Origin of the sequence: Streptomyces odontotermitis (assembly GCF_050510915.1) — a bacterium.
GTDB lineage: Bacteria > Actinomycetota > Actinomycetes > Streptomycetales > Streptomycetaceae > Streptomyces.
This window is the reverse complement of the sequence record NZ_JBNJLS010000031.1, coordinates 26,954-43,401: the sequence shown is the minus strand read 5'-3', so window position 1 is coordinate 43,401 and position 16,448 is coordinate 26,954. Positions and strand designations below refer to the sequence as shown.

General features: G+C 72.0%; 19 protein-coding genes and 1 pseudogene. 9 read left to right on the top strand and 11 right to left on the bottom strand.

Annotation, left to right across the window (positions count from 1 at the left end):
• Positions 1-144 precede the first annotated feature (144 nt).
• Positions 145-438 (top strand): annotated as a pseudogene (locus ACQB60_RS43295) (mycothiol transferase); the annotation flags it as partial.
• A gap of 42 nt (positions 439-480) precedes the next feature.
• Complete coding sequence (locus ACQB60_RS43290) at positions 481-984, top strand: hypothetical protein (protein ID WP_496931594.1); 504 nt, start codon at positions 481-483, stop codon at positions 982-984.
• An 18-nt stretch (positions 985-1,002) separates the two neighbouring features.
• On the opposite strand, the gene ACQB60_RS43285 is transcribed toward ACQB60_RS43290, so the two are convergent.
• Together ACQB60_RS43285 and ACQB60_RS43280 are read right to left on the bottom strand one after the other, a co-directional pair.
• Positions 1,003-1,488 (bottom strand): hypothetical protein, encoded by a 486-nt coding sequence (locus ACQB60_RS43285; protein WP_496931593.1) that lies wholly within the window; start codon positions 1,486-1,488, stop codon positions 1,003-1,005.
• A 139-nt stretch (positions 1,489-1,627) separates the two neighbouring features.
• Entirely contained in the window at positions 1,628-2,590 is a 963-nt protein-coding gene (locus ACQB60_RS43280) for a helix-turn-helix transcriptional regulator (RefSeq protein WP_496931592.1), read from the bottom strand.
• A gap of 119 nt (positions 2,591-2,709) precedes the next feature.
• Between ACQB60_RS43280 and ACQB60_RS43275 the strand changes: the two genes are divergently transcribed.
• Positions 2,710-3,123, top strand: a complete 414-nt coding sequence (locus tag ACQB60_RS43275) for a DUF3224 domain-containing protein (protein WP_496931591.1) — start codon at positions 2,710-2,712, stop codon at positions 3,121-3,123.
• A 29-nt stretch (positions 3,124-3,152) separates the two neighbouring features.
• On the opposite strand, the gene ung is transcribed toward ACQB60_RS43275, so the two are convergent.
• From ung to ACQB60_RS43245, 6 genes are all read right to left on the bottom strand, one after another.
• On the bottom strand, positions 3,153-3,836 hold the full coding sequence (ung, locus tag ACQB60_RS43270; protein WP_496931590.1) for a uracil-DNA glycosylase: 684 nt from the start codon (positions 3,834-3,836) through the stop codon (positions 3,153-3,155).
• A gap of 106 nt (positions 3,837-3,942) precedes the next feature.
• Entirely contained in the window at positions 3,943-5,598 is a 1,656-nt protein-coding gene (locus ACQB60_RS43265) for an ABC transporter substrate-binding protein (RefSeq protein ID WP_496931589.1), read from the bottom strand.
• 97 nt (positions 5,599-5,695) lie between these two features.
• Positions 5,696-6,469 (bottom strand): SDR family oxidoreductase, encoded by a 774-nt coding sequence (locus ACQB60_RS43260; RefSeq protein ID WP_496931588.1) that lies wholly within the window; start codon positions 6,467-6,469, stop codon positions 5,696-5,698.
• 17 nt (positions 6,470-6,486) lie between these two features.
• Positions 6,487-7,248 (bottom strand): 3-oxoacyl-ACP reductase FabG, encoded by a 762-nt coding sequence (gene fabG, locus ACQB60_RS43255; protein WP_384846597.1) that lies wholly within the window; start codon positions 7,246-7,248, stop codon positions 6,487-6,489.
• A 184-nt stretch (positions 7,249-7,432) separates the two neighbouring features.
• Positions 7,433-7,831, bottom strand: coding sequence for a DUF3037 domain-containing protein (locus ACQB60_RS43250; RefSeq protein ID WP_496931587.1), 399 nt, complete (start codon positions 7,829-7,831; stop codon positions 7,433-7,435).
• A complete protein-coding gene (locus tag ACQB60_RS43245) occupies positions 7,828-8,628 on the bottom strand; it encodes a HipA family kinase (RefSeq protein WP_496931586.1) in 801 nt (266 codons plus the stop codon). The genes ACQB60_RS43250 and ACQB60_RS43245 overlap by 4 nt, the downstream gene beginning before the upstream one ends.
• Before the next feature lie 56 nt (positions 8,629-8,684).
• Between ACQB60_RS43245 and ACQB60_RS43240 the strand changes: the two genes are divergently transcribed.
• Complete coding sequence (locus ACQB60_RS43240; protein ID WP_496931585.1) at positions 8,685-9,134, top strand: Rieske (2Fe-2S) protein; 450 nt, start codon at positions 8,685-8,687, stop codon at positions 9,132-9,134.
• 91 nt (positions 9,135-9,225) lie between these two features.
• On the opposite strand, the gene ACQB60_RS43235 is transcribed toward ACQB60_RS43240, so the two are convergent.
• Positions 9,226-9,852 carry a cysteine hydrolase family protein gene (locus ACQB60_RS43235; protein WP_496931584.1) on the bottom strand — a complete coding sequence of 209 codons (627 nt, stop codon included), beginning with the start codon at positions 9,850-9,852 and terminating at the stop codon, positions 9,226-9,228.
• Positions 9,853-10,002: 150 nt separating this feature from the next.
• Between ACQB60_RS43235 and ACQB60_RS43230 the strand changes: the two genes are divergently transcribed.
• The gene (locus tag ACQB60_RS43230) at positions 10,003-10,479 is read left to right on the top strand and encodes a pyridoxamine 5'-phosphate oxidase family protein (protein WP_496931583.1); all 477 of its coding nucleotides are present in this window, start codon (positions 10,003-10,005) and stop codon (positions 10,477-10,479) included.
• A gap of 108 nt (positions 10,480-10,587) precedes the next feature.
• On the opposite strand, the gene ACQB60_RS43225 is transcribed toward ACQB60_RS43230, so the two are convergent.
• Positions 10,588-11,490, bottom strand: a complete 903-nt coding sequence (locus tag ACQB60_RS43225) for a LysR family transcriptional regulator (RefSeq protein WP_496931582.1) — start codon at positions 11,488-11,490, stop codon at positions 10,588-10,590.
• 74 nt (positions 11,491-11,564) lie between these two features.
• On the opposite strand from ACQB60_RS43225, the gene ACQB60_RS43220 reads away from it, so the two are divergent.
• Positions 11,565-12,560 (top strand): DMT family transporter, encoded by a 996-nt coding sequence (locus tag ACQB60_RS43220; protein ID WP_496931581.1) that lies wholly within the window; start codon positions 11,565-11,567, stop codon positions 12,558-12,560.
• 419 nt (positions 12,561-12,979) lie between these two features.
• On the opposite strand, the gene ACQB60_RS43215 is transcribed toward ACQB60_RS43220, so the two are convergent.
• Entirely contained in the window at positions 12,980-14,311 is a 1,332-nt protein-coding gene (locus ACQB60_RS43215; RefSeq protein ID WP_496931580.1) for an aminotransferase class I/II-fold pyridoxal phosphate-dependent enzyme, read from the bottom strand.
• Positions 14,312-14,347: 36 nt separating this feature from the next.
• Between ACQB60_RS43215 and ACQB60_RS43210 the strand changes: the two genes are divergently transcribed.
• The 3 genes from ACQB60_RS43210 to ACQB60_RS43200 all read left to right on the top strand — a co-directional run bounded on the left by ACQB60_RS43210 (position 14,348) and on the right by ACQB60_RS43200 (position 16,337).
• Complete coding sequence (locus ACQB60_RS43210; RefSeq protein WP_496931579.1) at positions 14,348-15,040, top strand: pyridoxamine 5'-phosphate oxidase family protein; 693 nt, start codon at positions 14,348-14,350, stop codon at positions 15,038-15,040.
• Positions 15,041-15,214: 174 nt separating this feature from the next.
• Positions 15,215-15,664 carry a hypothetical protein gene (locus ACQB60_RS43205; protein WP_384846617.1) on the top strand — a complete coding sequence of 150 codons (450 nt, stop codon included), beginning with the start codon at positions 15,215-15,217 and terminating at the stop codon, positions 15,662-15,664.
• 67 nt (positions 15,665-15,731) lie between these two features.
• A complete protein-coding gene (locus ACQB60_RS43200; protein WP_496931578.1) occupies positions 15,732-16,337 on the top strand; it encodes a hypothetical protein in 606 nt (201 codons plus the stop codon).
• The last annotated feature ends 111 nt before the right edge of the window (positions 16,338-16,448 follow it).

Sequence of the window (16,448 nt, the reverse complement as noted above, 5' to 3'; positions counted from 1 at the left end):
GCACCCTGCTGGAGGGCCGGCCCGACCACCATCGCGCGACTCTCGCCAGGAAGTGCGCGGGCCTGACCGAGGCCCAGCTGCGCGGCGGGCGCCGAACTCCCCGCCCGCTATGCCACCGAGGACGGCGAGGACGGCGATCCGCGTCCGGGGCCGCACGCGGGCTGGGCCGGGGCCGAGGAGACCTGGCTGGCCGAGATCGAGGCGGCCCGCGCGGCCACGGCGCCCCTCCCCCTGGACAGCTTCTCGGTGCGCAAGGACAGCCGCACGGGCGCCCCCTTCAACCTCCGCTGGGTCTACACCCGCATGATCGAGGAGTACGCCCGCCATCACGGCCACGCGGACTTCCTGCGCGAGCGGATCGACGGGGCGACGGGGCGACGGGGCGACGGGGCGACGGGGCGAGTGAGGCCGTCACCCATGCGGGTCACGCGCCCCTGATTCGCGCCCTCAAGTGCCGTACAGCACACCACAGTTGACCGGGTGCACCGAATCACGACGATCCGCGCCACGGTCCTGCTCTGGGCCGCGGCCCTGGCCCTGTCGGGCTGTGTGAGCGTGCCCCGCCCGCACCCCCACGATCACGGGCAGCCCGCCCACGACCACCCGCAGCACCCCGAGGAACCCCCCACCCCCGCCCTCGCCGCCCGGCACCCCCGCCTCACCCAGGCCCCCGCCCGCGAGTCCCTCCAGCTCATGGGCGCCCACGCCCACCCACCGCGCCCCGCCGAACCGGCCGCCGCCCTCACCGGCGCGGAACCCCCGGCACCGCGCCCCACCCCCCAACGCATCACCGCCGCCCGCGCACCCCGCCCGGCGACGGCCTCTCCCCGGCGCCACCCGGCCCGCCCTGCCCACCCACGACGCCCGGCGCACCCCGCGCCCCACAAGGAGTCGTCAGGTGTCTGCGCCCTCGGCAAGAAGTACGGCCACTGGCACCACGACAGCCCCGAGGCCGTCATCTGCCACCAGGCGTACGGGAGTTGAGAACCGAAGCGGGTCGCCTCAGCCCACCTCTCCCTCCCCCACCTGCTCCTCGAGCCGCCCGATCGCGGCCCTGATCCCCTCCCCGTACCCGTCGTCCCCCAGCGCCCCCACCGCCGCCCGTGCCGAGCGCAGATGGCTGCGGGCCGCGTCCGGACGGCCCAGCTTCACGTAGTCCGCCGCGAGGTTGAGGTGCAGGGACGGGTAGAAGGCCCGCACCGCGAGGGACTGCTCGTGCCGGGCCAGGCGCTCGTCCGTGAGGCCGTCCGCCGCGGACAACGCCCGCAGGTCCCACGCCAGTTCGTCCGTGGGGTCCTCCTGGGTGTCCGCCATGTAGTGCGCGAGCGTGCAGCGGTGGAGCGGGTCGCCGCCCTCGCCGATCTCCGACCAGAGCGTGAGGAAGCGGCCCTGTGCCTCCTCGCGGTCGCCGCCGTGATGCAACATGACCGCCTGTCCGATGCGCGTCATCATGGCGTCGTCCGCCGACTGTTCCCGCTGCTCCGTCATCGCGCCCTCCACGCCCGTGTACCCGTACGCCCGTAGGTCCGTGTGCCCGTATGCCTGTCGTTCCGACCGGCCACGACGGATGACGACGCTAGCCGCCACCACTGACAATCACGGTCAGGCGCGGGCGGCGGCGGGGCGCTCACGCGTAGCGCTGGGCCAGGCCGGTGACGGTCTCGGCGACGGCCGCGCGGAGTTCCGCCGGGCCGAGGACCTCGGCCTGCAGGCCGAGGCGCAGGATGTCGGCGACGGCCACGGGCAGCGTCTCGACCTCCAGCTCCACCTCCACCCAGCCGTCCGGGTCCGGCGCCCCCGCCGACCCGTGGGCCCGCGCCCCCGCCGCTCCGAACAGCGCGGGCAGCAGCCGGAGCCCCGCCGCGGAGACCCGCAGCCGCGCCCGGCCCCGCAGGACACGGGCGGCCAGGTCGCGGGACGCCTCCTGCCAGTAGGCGGCGAGGTCGAAACCCTCGGGGGATGTGGCCGGTTCGTCCAGGACCGTGACGTCGAGGAACCGCGTGACGCGGTAGGTGCGCGGGGTGCCGTCGGCGGCGGCCACCAGGTACCAGTTGCCCGCCTTCAGGACGAGCCCCAAGGGGTGCAGCGTGCGCCGGACTTCGCCGCCCCAGCGTGCGTAGTGGGCGCTCAGCAGGCGCCGGCGCCACACCGCGTCGGCTATGCCGGGCAGCAGCGGGGCCGGGTCGGCGGCCACGAACCAGCCCGCCGCGTCCAGGTGGAAGCGCTCCTGGATGCGCCGGGACCGCTCGCCGAGCCCGGTGGGCAGCGCGGCGCCCAGCTTGAGCTGGGCGGTGGCCAGTTCGGCGCCGAGCCCCAGTTCGGCGGCGGCCGCGGGCATCCCGGCCAGCGAGAGCGAGTCCGCCTCGTCGTCGGTGAGGCCGGTGAGGCGGGTGCGGTAGCCGTCCATGAGGCGGAAGCCGCCCGCGGGCCCGCGCTCGGCGCAGACGGGGACGCCCGCGGCGGAGAGCGCCTCCACGTCGCGGTAGACGGTGCGCACCGACACCTCCAGCTCCTCGGCGAGCTCGGGCGCGGTCAGCCGGCCGCGGTTCTGGAGCAGCAGGAGGAGGGCGAGAAGCCGGTCGGCGCGCATGGGTCCAAGTCTGCCTGTGTACCTGACAGAAGGTGTCAGGTACGGGCGAGAGAGTGCTCTTCAGGGCCCGACGGACTCACGGGGCCCACTCCCCGACTCCCGCACCGGAAAGGCTTCGCATGCCCCGCCACCAGACCGCCACCGGCACCTTCACCTTCGCCTCCTGGGACGAGCAGCCCGTCGCGGGCGCCGAGGGCGGCGCGCGCATCGCGCACGCCGCCGTCGTCAACGGCTTCACCGGAGGCATCGAATCCGCCGCCACCGCCTGCGAGTACACGATCGCCTACACGACGCAGAAGACCGGCGCCTTCACCGGCTACGAGTTCCTCGACGGCAGTGTCGACGGCCGGGCGGGCTCCTTCGTCATCGAGCAGCGCGGCACCTTCGCCGAGGACGGGACCATCAGCTGCGCGTTCACCGTGCTGCCCGGGTCCGGCTCCGGTGCGCTGGCAGGGCTGAGCGGCTCCGGGAGCTTCACCGCGCGCGAGGGGGTGCCGACCGTCCCGTACACCTTCGACTACGAACTCGGCTGAACCCGCCGGGCCCCGGGCCGCTCCCGGGCTCAGCCCAGGTCCGGGATGCGCCAGTCGATCGGCTCGTGCCCCTGCGCCGCCACCGCCTCGTTGATCTGTGTGAAGGGGTGCGAGCCGAAGAACTTCTTCGCGGACAGCGGCGAGGGGTGCGCGCCCTTCACCACCGCGTGCCGCTCCGCGTCGATGAGCGGGAGCTTCTTCTGTGCGTAGTTGCCCCACAGCACGAAGACGGCCGGGTCCGGACGGTCGGCGACGGCGCGGATCACCGCGTCCGTGAACTTCTCCCAGCCCTTGCCCTTGTGGGAGTTGGCCTCTCCGGAGCGGACCGTCAGGACCGCGTTCAGGAGCAGGACGCCCTGCTGGGCCCAGGGCATCAGATAGCCGTTGTCCGGCACGGGGTGGCCGAGCTCCTCCTTCATCTCCTTGTAGATGTTCCGCAAGGAGGGCGGGGTCTTCACGCCGGGCCGCACGGAGAAGCACAGGCCGTGGCCCTGGCCCTCGCCGTGGTACGGGTCCTGGCCGAGGACGAGGACCTTGACCTGGTCGAAGGGGGTGGCGTCCAGGGCGGCGAAGACCTGCTCGCGCGGCGGGAACACCGGTCCCTTCGCCCGCTCCTCCTCGACGAACTCAGTCAGTGCCTTGAAGTAGGGCTTCTGCAGCTCCTCGCCGAGGACGCCGCGCCAGGACGCGGGCAGCATGGCGATGTCGGTCACGTCAACAACCTCCGGTGTGCGGTCACTTCCGACCACAGAACCTACCGGCGGCCACTGACAACCGGGTCCCTCGCCCGCCGCCCGCACCCCGCGACTGCGGCGGCCGCTACCAGCTGGTCTTCCGCTGGAGCTCCCACATCATCATGATCGCGGAGGGGTCGAGGGCGCGTTCGCCGCCCGCGATCTCCTCGCTCGCCATGATGTACTGCTTGCCCTGCCACATCGGCAGCAGCCGCACGTCGTCGACGAGCGCCTTCTGGGCGTCCTCGAACGCCTCCCTGGTCTTGCCCCGGTCGACCTCGCGGCGCTCGCGCGGCAGCAGTTCCTCGGTGATCTTCTTCGAGGCGTAGGGCGTGCCGAGCGCGTTCCGCTCGCCCACGAAGGGCGCGATGTAGTTGTCCGCGTCGGGGAAGTCGGGGAACCAGCCGCGGCCGAAGACCGGGTACTCGCCCTTCTTGTAGCCCTGCTCGAAGGTGTCCCAGGGCCGGCTCCGCAGCGTGATCTTGAAGAGGCCCGACTCCTCCAACTGCCGCTTGATCTCCTTGAACTCGGGCGCGGTCTCGGAGCCGTAGCGGTCGGTCACGTACCAGAGCGTGAGCGGCACGGGGCGGTTGATCCCGGCGTCGGAGAGGATCTTCTTGGCCTTGGCCGCGCTGGGCGCCCCGTAGTCGTCGAAGAAGTCGGTGGCGTGTCCGGTGACGCCCTTGGGGACCATCGAGTACAGCGGCTCGACGGTGTCCTTGTAGACCTTGTGCGCGATCGCCCCGCGGTCGATGACCTGCGCGAAGGCCCGCCGCACGGGCAACTTGGCGGCCCAGGGGTCCTTCGGGTTGAAGACCAGGAAGCTGGTGCCGCCCCCGGAGCCCTCGACGAGCTGCAGGCCCTCGTTCTTCTTGTGCTGCGCCTGGAGGTCGACGACGTCCTGGGAGGCGAGGCCGCGGAAGGTCACGTCGATGTCCTTCTTGCGCAGCGCGCCGACCATCGACGCCGAGTCCTTGAAGTAGCGGATCGTGACGGCGTCGTTCTTGATGTCGGCCGCGCCCTGGTAGTGGGAGTTCTTGACCAGGACGGCGCGGCTCTTCTTCTCGTACGACTTCAGGGCGTACGGGCCGGAGCCGGTGATCTGGCCGTCGTCGCGCACCCGGTCCGCGGGGTAGTCGTCCGGGTCGACGATGGACATGGCCGGGGTGGAGAGGACGAACGGGAAGGTGGCGTCGGGCTTGCGCAGCCGGAAGACGACCGTGTCGTCCCCCTTCGTCTCGACCTTGTCGAGGGAGCCGAGGAGGCCCGCCGGTCCGCCGTTCACACGCCCGGCGTCCGCGATCTTGCGGATGCGGTCGATCGAGTACTTCACGGCCGCCGCGTCCAGCGGGTCGCCGTCGGAGAACTTCATGCCGTTGCGCAGCGTGCAGCTGAACACCATGTTGGAGGCGTCGGCGAACTTGCAGGACTTGGCGGCGTCCGGCTCCGGTTCGACGGCTCCGCCGGGAAAGCTCAGGAGCGTCTGGTAGACGTTGCGGTACAGCTCCCACGAGCCGTCCCAGGATGCGGCCGGGTCGAGGGTGCTCGGCGCACTCGTCGTACCGACGGTTATGTCCTCTTCCTCGTCGGATCCGTCCGACGAGATGACCCCGCAACCCGCGACCAGGGTCAGGGCCGCGAGCGCCGCAAGAGCGCGCGGCCCGACCGCCTTCGCAAGGGGAACTCCACTGAACACGCGCTCGCTCCTCGATCGGCCATGCCATGGGGATCGGGAGACCATATCGCAGTACCCCGCCGTGCCAACTCGGCGTACCGACGGGGTACTTGATGCGCGTTTACGTCACCTGTGCGCTGTAGGTGACGCCGTGCGGACTTCGTCAGCCGACGCCCGCATTGAGGAAGATGCCGCCATCGACCACGAGTGTCTGGCCGGTGACCCAGTCGGACTGCGCCGAGGTGAGGAAGGCGGCGGCGCCGCCGATGTCCTCGGGCACGCCGAGCCGGCCGAGCGGGTAGGCGGCGGCCGCCTCCGCCTCGCGGCCCTCGTAGAGCGCCTGCGCGAACTTGGTCTTGACGACCGCGGGCGCGATCGTGTTGACCCGCACCAGCGGCGCGAACTCGTGCGCCAGCTGCAGCGAGAGGTTCACCATGGCGGCCTTGCTCATGCCGTACGCGCCGATGAACGGCGAGGCCGAGACGCCCGCGACGGAGGCGATGTTGACGATCGCCCCGCCGTGCTCGCTCTGCCACGCCTTCCAGGTCTGCTGGGCGAAGCCGAGCGCCGAGATGACGTTGGTCTCGTAGACCTTGCGCGCCACGTTCAGGTCGAGCTCCGCGATCGGCCCGAACACCGGGTTCGTACCGGCGTTGTTGACCAGGAAGTCGACGCGCCCGAACGCCTCCATGGCGCGCTCCACGGCGACCGCCTGGTGAGCCTCGTCGTGGGCCTTGCCCGCGACGCCGATGACCCGGTCGGCGCCGAGCTTCTCGACGGCCTCCTTCAGCGCGTCCTCGTTGCGCCCGGTGATGCAGACGCGGTCGCCGCGCGCGACGAACGCCTCCGCGATGCCGTAGCCGATGCCGCGGCTCGCGCCCGTGACGATCGCGGCCTTGCCGGAGAGCGGGGGGAGTTCAGCGTGTTCCGTGCTCATGTGGCTTTCTCCCGGCCCTAGTTGAGCGGCCCGCCGGCCACGTACATGACCTGCCCGGAGACGAAGCCCGCGGCGTCGCCGGTGAAGAAGGCGATGGCGTTGGCGATGTCCTCGGGGCGGCCGACGCGCTGTACGGGGATCTGGGTGGCGGCCGCGGCCTGGAAGTCCTCGAAGCCCATGCCGACGCGCTCGGCGGTGGCCTTGGTCATCTCGGTGACGATGAAGCCGGGGGCGACGGAGTTGGCGGTGACGCCGAACTTGCCGAGCTCCTTGGCGAGCGTCTTGGTGAAGCCCTGCAGACCGGCCTTGGCGGCGGCGTAGTTGACCTGGCCGCGGTTGCCGAGCGCCGAGGAGGAGGAGAGGTTCACGATGCGGCCGAACTTGGCGTCCACCATGTGCTTCTGGACGGCCTTCGACATCAGGAACGCGCCGCGCAGGTGCACGTTCATGACCGTGTCCCAGTCGTTCGCGCTCATCTTGAAGAGCAGGTTGTCGCGGAGCACGCCGGCGTTGTTGACCAGGATGGTCGGCGCGCCGAGCTCCTCGGCGACACGGGCCACGGCCGCCTCGACCTGCGCCTCGTCGGACACGTCGCAGCCGACGGCGATCGCCTTGCCGCCGGCCGCGGTGATCTGCGCGACGGTGTCCTTGCAGGCGGCCTCGTCGAGGTCGAGCACGGCGACGGCGCGGCCCTCGGCGGCGAGCCGGACAGCGGTCGCGGCGCCGATGCCGCGGGCCGCACCGGTCACGATCGCGACGCGCTGCTCAGTGGTGGACATGCTGGTTCTCCTCGCCCTAGGGATACGGCTCTGCGGTCCGGCCCATGGGTGAGCGACCGCTTAGTACCTCAGCAGACGTGACGCTAGAAGCCTTGGCACCCGGTGTCAACGGCCCACCGGGTGGCTGTGATCCATCAGCCCGCCGGGGGCCTGTGATCCATCAGCCCACCGGAGCTGTGATCCATTACTTGACGAGCAGTTCCAGGAGACGGTCCACCTCGGCCCCGGGATCCGCGGTGAGGCCGGTGTGCACCGGACCCGGCTGGACGACGGTGGAGCGCGGCGCGATCAGCCACCGAAAGCGCCTCCCCGCGTCGTCGCGCTCGGCCTGCCCCGCCTGCTCGCCGCCCGCGCAGACCCGCTCGACGGCGCCGAGCGCGGCCTTGATCCCGCGCACGTCGGCCGCCGGGTCGAGGGCCCGCAGCTTGGCCTCGTCGAGGTGGGTGCGGGCGGCCACGAAGGACTTGGCGCGGCAGTAGACGACGACGCCCGCGTTGAACTGCTCGCCGCGCTCCACCCGCGGCACGACGCGCACCAGCGCGTACTCGAAGACGTCCCGCGCGTTGACTTCCCGCTCGCTCACTTGCTCGTGCCCTTCGGCTCGGCCCCGGTCGCTCCGGGAAGGGTGATCCGCTCATGGATGGTCGCGGCGCGCTCCAGGAGCGTCGCCACATAGGCGCGGCGCACGGCGTCGGGGCTGTCGAAGCCCGGCTCGTCCACCAGCCACGCGTCCGGCACCTCGGCGGTGACGCGGGTCAGCAGCTCCTCGGTGACCCGCGGCGCGAGCTCCTCGGCGGCGGCCGCCACGGCGGGCCCGAAGGGGGCGAGGACATGGTCGGACGCGTCGTACGGCTTGGCCGCCGCGGTCTGCGCGGTGCGCCAGTTGTGGTGCCAGATCATGCTGGCGCCGTGGTCGATGAGCCACAGCTCGCCCTGCCACACCAGGAGGTTGGGGTTGCGCCAGGAGCGGTCCACGTTGTTGATGAGCGCGTCGAACCACACCACGCGCCCGGCCGCGCCCGGGTCCACCGGGAACGCGAGCGGGTCGTAGCCGAGCGCCCCGGACAGGAAGTCCATGCCGAGGTTGGGTCCGCCGCTCGCCTTGAGCAGCTCCTGGACCTGCGGGTCGGGCTCACCGAGGCCGAGCACGGGGTCGAGCTCGATCTGCGCGAGCCGGGGCATCCTCAGGCCGAGCCCGCGCGCGAGCTCCCCGCAGATCACCTCCGCGACGAGCGTCTTGCGGCCCTGTCCTGCGCCGGTGAACTTCATGACGTACGAGGCGTACGAGCCGGAGGCGTCCACGGCCTCGACCACGCCGGGGAGCGAGCCGCCCTCACGCAGGGGCGTGACGTAGCGGACCGCCGTGACTTCGGTGAGCATCGCCCCAGGTTACTGACCGTTTGAACACGGAACGTCTCGGCCTCGTACTCCCTGGCATGACTACTCCCCCAGAACACCACCCCGCCCGGGTGCCCGCTCCGTCCCGCCGCACCGTCGTCGTGGCCGTGGGCGCGGCGGGCGTCGCCGCGGCTCTCACGGCGTGCGGCAGCGACGACGGCTCCGCGGACACGTCACAGCCCGCCGGGGCGGCCGGTGCTGCGCTCGGCAGGACGTCGGAGATCCCCGTGGGCGGCGGCAAGATCTTCAAGGACGCGGGCGTGGTGGTCACCCAGCCCACCGAGGGCGAGTTCAAGGCGTTCTCGAGCCGCTGCACGCACAAGGGCTGCGCGGTCACGAGTGTCTCCTCGGGCACCATCAACTGCCCGTGCCACGGCAGCAAGTTCGCCGTCGCCGACGGCAGCGTGCGGCACGGCCCGGCCCCGAAGCCGCTGCCCGCACGGTCCGTGAAGGTGGACGGCGACGCGCTCAAGCTGGGTGACGGCTAGGGCCTGCTGGACAACCGGGCCCGTGCGAGACGACTGGCTCGGCTTGAGACGACGGACAACTAGCGCCGCCCGCAGCGGACTTGCACCGAGGTCACTTCCACGCGCCGAGGATGTCCTCGGTGGTCGTGACCGTCGCGACCAGCGCCAGGGTGTTGCGGACCATCACCGGCGTGTAGTCGGCGGGGACCCCCGCGATGGCGTCGGCGGGCACGACCACGCGGTAGCCCAGGTTGACGGCGTCGAACACGGCGTTGGGTATCGCCACGTTCGCGGAGACGCCGGTGACCAGCAGCGTGCGGCAGCCCAGGTTCCGCAGCAGCGGGTCGACGTCGGTGCCCGCGATCGGCGAGAGCCCGTGCAGCCGCCGTACGACGATGTCCTCCTCCGCGACCTCGATGGGCGGCGCGATCTGCACGGCCGCCGAGCCGGAGAGCTGCTGTACGGGCAGGCGGGCGGCGGCGCGGAAGAGACGGGCGTTGTGGTTGGCGCCGCGCCCGTCGGGGCGCCGCTCGGCGACGGCGTGCAGCACCTGCACCCCGCCGCGGTGGGCGGCGGACACCAGTTGGGCGACCCGGTCGAGCGCCCCCGACTCCCGCGCCTCCTGGGCGAGTTCGGGCAGCGCGCTCTCGGCGCCCACGACGCCTTGCTGGCACTCGATGGTCAACAGGGCCGTGGTGGCGGGTTCGAGAAGTTCCCTCAGCTGTTCGTTCGTCGGCATGGCGCGCGAGGCTAACGGCCATTGCGCACCGAAGGAAGAGCCAGCATCATCGGCACGGCAACTTTCTGACGAGGAGTCAGAGGTCGGGCGCGGCACCGGTGTTTCCGGGGCGGACGGGCCCGGCGCGGCAGCCGAGGCAACGGAGGACGCATGGCCGTCACACAGCGCAGGGGCCGGAAGATCATGATGTCGCCCGCCGAACTCGACGCGTTCCTCGCCACGGAGCGCACCTGCCGGGTGGCGACGGTGTCCAGGGACGGCGCCCCGCACGTCAGCACCCTCTGGTTCGCCTGGGACGGCACCTCGCTCTGGCTGTACTCCATCACCCGCAGCAAGCGCTGGGCCGACCTGCGCCGCGACGGCCGGGTCGCGGTGGTGGTCGACGCGGGCGAGGAGTACGGGGAGCTGCGCGGCGTGGAGCTCAGCGGCACCGTCGAGTTCGTCGGCGAGACCCCGCGCACGGGCGAGCCCTGCCCCGAACTCGACGCCCCGGAGCGGCTGTTCGCGAAGAAGAACTTCAACATGGACGCGATGGTGCACGACGGCCGGCACGCCTGGGCACGTCTTACGCCGGACTCGATCGCGTCCTGGGACTTCCGGAAACTGGCGGATCTGGCGCCCCGCTGACGGCTCCTCAGCCATCTCGCCCGTCACCTGTCACCTGTCACCTGTCACCTGCGCTGTGGCCTGTCACCCGCCCCCTCCCGTTCCCCCTCGCCCCTCGCCCGGTGGCGGTCACCTCAAGCCCGCACCCGCCGCCCGCAGGGCCTCGACCGCCGCCCTGATCGAGGGGCGGCGGTCCGCGTCGGCGCGCCAGACCACGTACACATGGCGGCGCACGCGGTGGCGGACCGGGACCGTGCGAAGGCCCGTGGGCATCGGGTCGCGGCCGAGGCGGGGCGCCACGCACACGCCGAGACCCGCCGCGACTAGCGCCAGCTGGGTGTGGTGCTCCTCCGCGCGGTGCGCGATGCGCGGCTCGATGCCCTTGGAGCGCAGCGTGAACATCAGCCACTCATGACAGAACTCCCCCTCGCCCCAGGTCACCCACTCGTCCTCGGCGAACTCGTCGAGCTCCACCTCGGCGCGGTCGGCGAGGGGGTGCGCTGCGGGCATCGCGACGTCGGCCGGGTCGTCGAGGAGCGCGGCCTTCATGAGGCCGTCGGGGAGCGGCAGCGGCTTGTTGTACCAGTCCAGGACCACCGCCAGGTCGATGTCGCCGCGCACGACCGCGTTCACGCCCTGCGCGGGCTCCAACTCCTGCGAGGAGACGCGCAGTCCGGGGTGCTCGGCGCGCAGCGCGGAGAGCGCGGCCGGGAACAGCCCCCGCATGGCGGTCGGGAACGCCGCCATGCGCAGCTCGCCGACGGCCTTGCCGCGCTGCTCCTCCAGGTCGGACTGGGCGAGCTCCACCTGGGAGAGGATCCGCGCCGCGTGGTCGGCGAGCAGCCGTCCCGCGTCGGTGAGCCGCACCCCGCGCCCGTTCTTCGCGAGCAGCTGCTGGCCGACCTCCCGCTCCAGCTTGGTCATCTGCTGCGACACGGCCGAGGTCGTGACGTGCAGCCCCGCCGCCGCGCCGCTGACCGAGCCGTGCCGGGCGAGGGCGTCGAGGGTGCGCAGGCGCTCCAAGTTCAACATGTAAGCGATGCTACGCGATACCCCGCACGAAATATCGCTTGTGCTAAGACATTGGCTGAGCCATCGTTCAGCTCATGAGCACCACTGCCGCACACGCCACGGCTTCCCCCGCCCCTTCGGCCCCCGCTCGCCCCTCCCCATGCGAGCCCCTGGACGGCCGCCTCACGGAGACGGCCCCCGCCCGGCCGCGCCTCGACTGGCGCATCCGCTTCGGCGTCCTCTCCCTCGTCTGGGGCTTCAGTTTCCTTCTGATCAAGGTGGGCACGGACGGCTACGCCCCCTTCCAAGTCACCCTCGGGCGGCTGGCGTTCGGGACCGTGGTGGTCGGCGCGGTGCTCGCGCTGAAGCGGGAGCGGCTGCCGCGCGGGGCCCGCACATGGGGCCACCTGGCCGTCGCGGCCTTCTTCCTCAATGCGCTGCCGTTCTCGCTCTTCGCCTACTCCGAGCTGACGATCCCGTCCACGCTCGCGGGGATCTGCAACGCGACGTCGCCGCTGTGGGGCATGGCGCTCTCCCTGGTCGCGCTCTCGGAGGACCGGCCGACACGGCGCCGGGTCGCGGGGCTCGGCATCGGCTTCTTCGGGGTGCTCACGGTGCTCGGCGCCTGGCAGGGCTTCAGCGGACTCGACCCGCTGGGCACCGCCCTCGCCCTGCTGGCCTCGCTCAGCTACCCCGTCGGCTGGATCTACGTCCGACGCACGCTGGCCGGTTCCGGCTCCTCGAACCTCTCACTCGCGGGCGCCCAGCTCTTCGTCGCCACCCTCGAACTGGCCCTGGTGACACCGCTGTTCACGTCCATGCCGACGCACTTCCCCCTCGTCCCGCTGCTCGCGGTCATCGCACTCGGCGCCCTCGGCACCGGCCTGGCCTTCATGATCCAGTTCAGCCTGGTCGCCGAGGTCGGCCCGACGACGGCCCAGATGGTCACGTACTTCATCCCGGTCATCGCCACGGCAGCGGGCGTCGCGCTGCTCGGCGAGTCCCTGAGCTGGTCGACACCGATCGGCGCCCTGATAGTCCTGGCAGGCGCAGCACTGACCCAGCCGAAGCGCCGCGGAACGCTTCGCTGACGGCGCGCCTCCCCACGGGAGGGCGTGCCACAGCCAATCCCCACCCGGCGCTCAGCCACGCCGCCGCTTGGCCCCCACCCTGCGGGCAGTGGCGCCACGCCCTCCCCGCTCTTCGAGCAGCCACGCCGCAACTAGCCCCAACCGCGCACCATTACGCCACAACGGCCCCACCCGGCGGGCAATCGCACCGCAGCCAGCCGCTCCTGCGAGCAATCGTGCCGCAGGGCGGCGCCCGCCCCCAAGACAGGGCACCCCGTCGCCGGGCAGGCGAATCCCCCACGCCCACCACGACGCAGCAAGCCTCACCGCAAGGGCCACGAAGGCACAGAGCCCCGCGCCAGAGGGCCGGCCACACCACCGAGTGGGACCAGCCACAACAACACCCAGAGCACAGCCACAGCCACAGCCACCAACAACCCTCAGTCGTAACGCCGCACCGGCCCCACCCCCACAGCCTCAGCAACCGCCCCCGCCAACACCCCGATCTCCTCCTCCCCCAACGACGACACAGTGATCCGCACCCCCGGCCCCACCCCCATCCGATACCGCGCCCCCGGCGCCACCGCCCACCCCGAGTGCAACAGCCGCGCCACCGCCCCGGTCTCGTCCGGCACCGGCACCCACACATTCAGGCCACTGCGCCCGCACGCCGCGATCCCGCGCCCGGCGAGCTCCCCGATCAACGCATCCCGGCGCCGGGCGTAAGAGGCCGCCACCGCACGGGAGTCCACCGCCGCCCCCGTCCACAGCGAAAGCACCGCCCGCTGCAGCAGCCGGCTCACCCAGCCCGGCCCGAGCCGCTGCCGCCCCTGGACCCGGTCGACGGTCACGGGATCCCCGGTGAGCACGGCGAGCCGCAGGTCGGGCCCGTACGCCTTGGCGGTGGACCGGACGTAGGCCCAGCTGTTCGTGGCCCCCGCCAACGGATGCAGAGGCAGGTCCACGATGCCGTGGCCGTGGTCGTCCTCGACCAGCAGCACCTCCGGATACCCGTCGAGCACACGACGCAACGCACGCGCGCGCGTGGCGGTGATCGCGGCCCCGGTGGGGTTCTGCGCCCGGTCGGTGACGATGAGGGCGCGGGCCCCGCCCGCCAGCGCCCGCCCGACGTCGTCGGGGAGCGGCCCGTCGTCGTCGACCCCCACGGGGACGGGGCGCAGCCCGAGCGCGGGCACGAGGTCCAGCAGGCTGCCCCACCCGGGGTCCTCCATGGCCACCGCGTCCCCCGGCCGCAGATGCGCGGCGAGCACCCGCTCGATGGCGTCGAGGGACCCCGAGGTGACGGCGATCGGCCCTTCCGGCACGCGGTCGGCGTCCAGGGCCAGCCGCGCGTACCGCCCCAACTCGGGCTCCACGGCGTCGTCCCCGTACAGCACGGGCCGTTCGTCGGCCTGCCGCCCGGCCGCCGCGAACGCGTCCGCGAGGGAGGGCAGCAGCGCCGTGTCGGGGTTGCCGTGCGAGACGTCCCGCACGCCCTCGGGCACGTCCGTGCGGATCGCGACCCGCGCCGTCGTGGCGGGCCGCGGCCGCACCCGGGTGCCGCGCCGCCCGGCCGTCTCGATCACGCCACGGTCGCGCAGCGTGCGGTAGGCCGCCGCGACCGTGTTCGGATTGACGCCCAGGCGCTGCGCCAACTCCCGCATGGGAGGCAGTGGTTGGCCGGGCTCCAGCTCACCGGCGCCCACCGCGCGCTCCACACTGGCCGCAATCTCCGCTGCGCGCCGACCTGCGATCGGATACTCTCCTAGCACAAAATCAACTATGCACTAGAGCAATGGAGAGCGCAAATGACCGCCAGCCCGGAGCCCCCCGCCACCGCGTCCCCGGACGCCGGATACGCGCCGACCGAGCACACGACCCCCACCCGCTACCGCGACCGCACCTTCTACGACCGCGCGTTGGTGCACTCGATACTCGACGAGGCATACGTCTGCCACCTCGGCTTCGTCCGCGACGACCGCCCCGTCGTGCTGCCCACGCTCTACGCCCGCGTCGGCGAGCGGCTGTACCTGCACGGCTCCACGGGAGCGCGGGCCCAGCGCATGGCGGGCGAGAAGGACCCGGGCCTGCCGGTCTGCGTGACCGTCACCCACATCGACGGCCTGGTCCTGGCCCGCTCGTCGTTCCACCACTCGGTCAACTACCGCTCCGTGGTGATCCACGGCACCGCTGTCCAGCTCGACGACCCGGCCGAGAAGCAGGCCGCCCTCGACTCCTTCGTCGACCACGTGGTGCCGGGCCGGGCCGCCGACTCCCGCCGCGCCAACGCCAAGGAGCTCGCGGCCACCTCGGTCCTCGCCCTCGACCTGGAGGAGGTCTCGGCCCGGGTGCGCGAGGGCGGCCCGGACGACGACCCCGAGGACCTGCACCTGCCGCACTGGACGGGCCTGATCCCGCTCACCAAGGGATACGGCGCCCCGGTCCCGGCCGACACCCTGGCCCCCGGCATCGAGATCCCCGGCTACCTCAGGGACCTGTGACGCCGTTCCACCCCCGGACACCGCCCGCACGGACACCGAGTGGCGGCAACGGCCTGCTGGACGCTGCCCTTCGAGGCAGTGCCCGAAGGGGCAATACCGGCCGTCTTCGCCGGAATCTAGGGTTGTTGTCGATCATCGGAACCACACGTCAACGGGAGATTCCGCTTGAAGAAGATGGCTACCGCAACGCTGTGCGCGGCCCTGCTCATGGGCGTCGCGGCACCCGCGAGCGCAAGCGAGCAGGCCCCCCGCCCCGGGCCCGGTGTCTACGCCAGCAACGGTGACTTCGTCCACGTGTCCTCGACCAAGCCCGCGACGGCCTCCGGGCACGGATGGTGGTTCAAGGTCAAGGGACCCGGTTCCAAGGCCAAGGTGACCATCTGGCTCCAGACCAGGAAGAAGGGCGCCAAGAAGTGGCACACGGTCGCCAAGGGGTCGAAGACCGTCAAGCCGAGCAAGAAGCTCAACAAGGCTCCCAGCACCTGGCGGGCCAACGCCCGCAAGAAGTGTGCCAACCGCCACGTCCGCGAATGGCGCAGCGTGATCGACACTGACATCATCGGCGTCGCGGACACCCCGGAGAAGGCCGTGACCAAGGTCCGCCGCGTCAAGTGCGGGGTGTGACCGAATCCGTCTGATCTGCTGACCGGAGCCGACGTTGACGCCTTCCTCCTCTCTCTACAGCACCCGCGTGCAGGCACAGGTGGTCCACCTGGTGCTGGGCCACCTGTCCCTCCCGTTGCACGGGAACATCTACGTGCGGGGAGTGCTCCCACCACAGGGCGGGGAGGAAGCCGTCTGCGTCGCCGTCGGCACGAAGGATGCGTGCGCACCGGACCTGAACGTCTACGAAATCCCCCTGATCCAGGACGACATCGTCATCACCGCCGGCGAAGTCCTCCAGATCGTGCGGGCCGCTCAGACCGCGGCGGACCCCTTCTACCGGACCTTCTACCGCGACGACGAGGGCGACCTGTCGCAGATGCCGTCCCTGACCCTTGACCTCCTCGACATCCGAGGAGACCGGGACCAGCAGGAGTCGGCGGCCCTGCCCTCCGAGGCGAAGCACACGACCGACAGGCCGAATCTGGTGGGGGTCCTCCCCCTGGCACCCGGACGGCACCGGCTGTACTGGTCGTCCGGCGACTGGCCCGGAATCATCGCCTCCGACGCCGAGACCTCCACCGGCCCGGAAGCGCTGCACACGGTCGCCGTCCACGGCCTGCCCGATGCGCACCGCGCACAGCCTTCAAAAGACCCCTACTGCTGGAAGATCGCCCCCTTGCTGGAGCCCTAGAGGCTTCCACGTCCCAGGGGCTCACCAGCTCCATCGGCACGAACCCGGACGCCACCCCGAGCGCGGTGAGCCCTCCCACGAGCCCACCGCACCCATCTCGCCCACGGACCA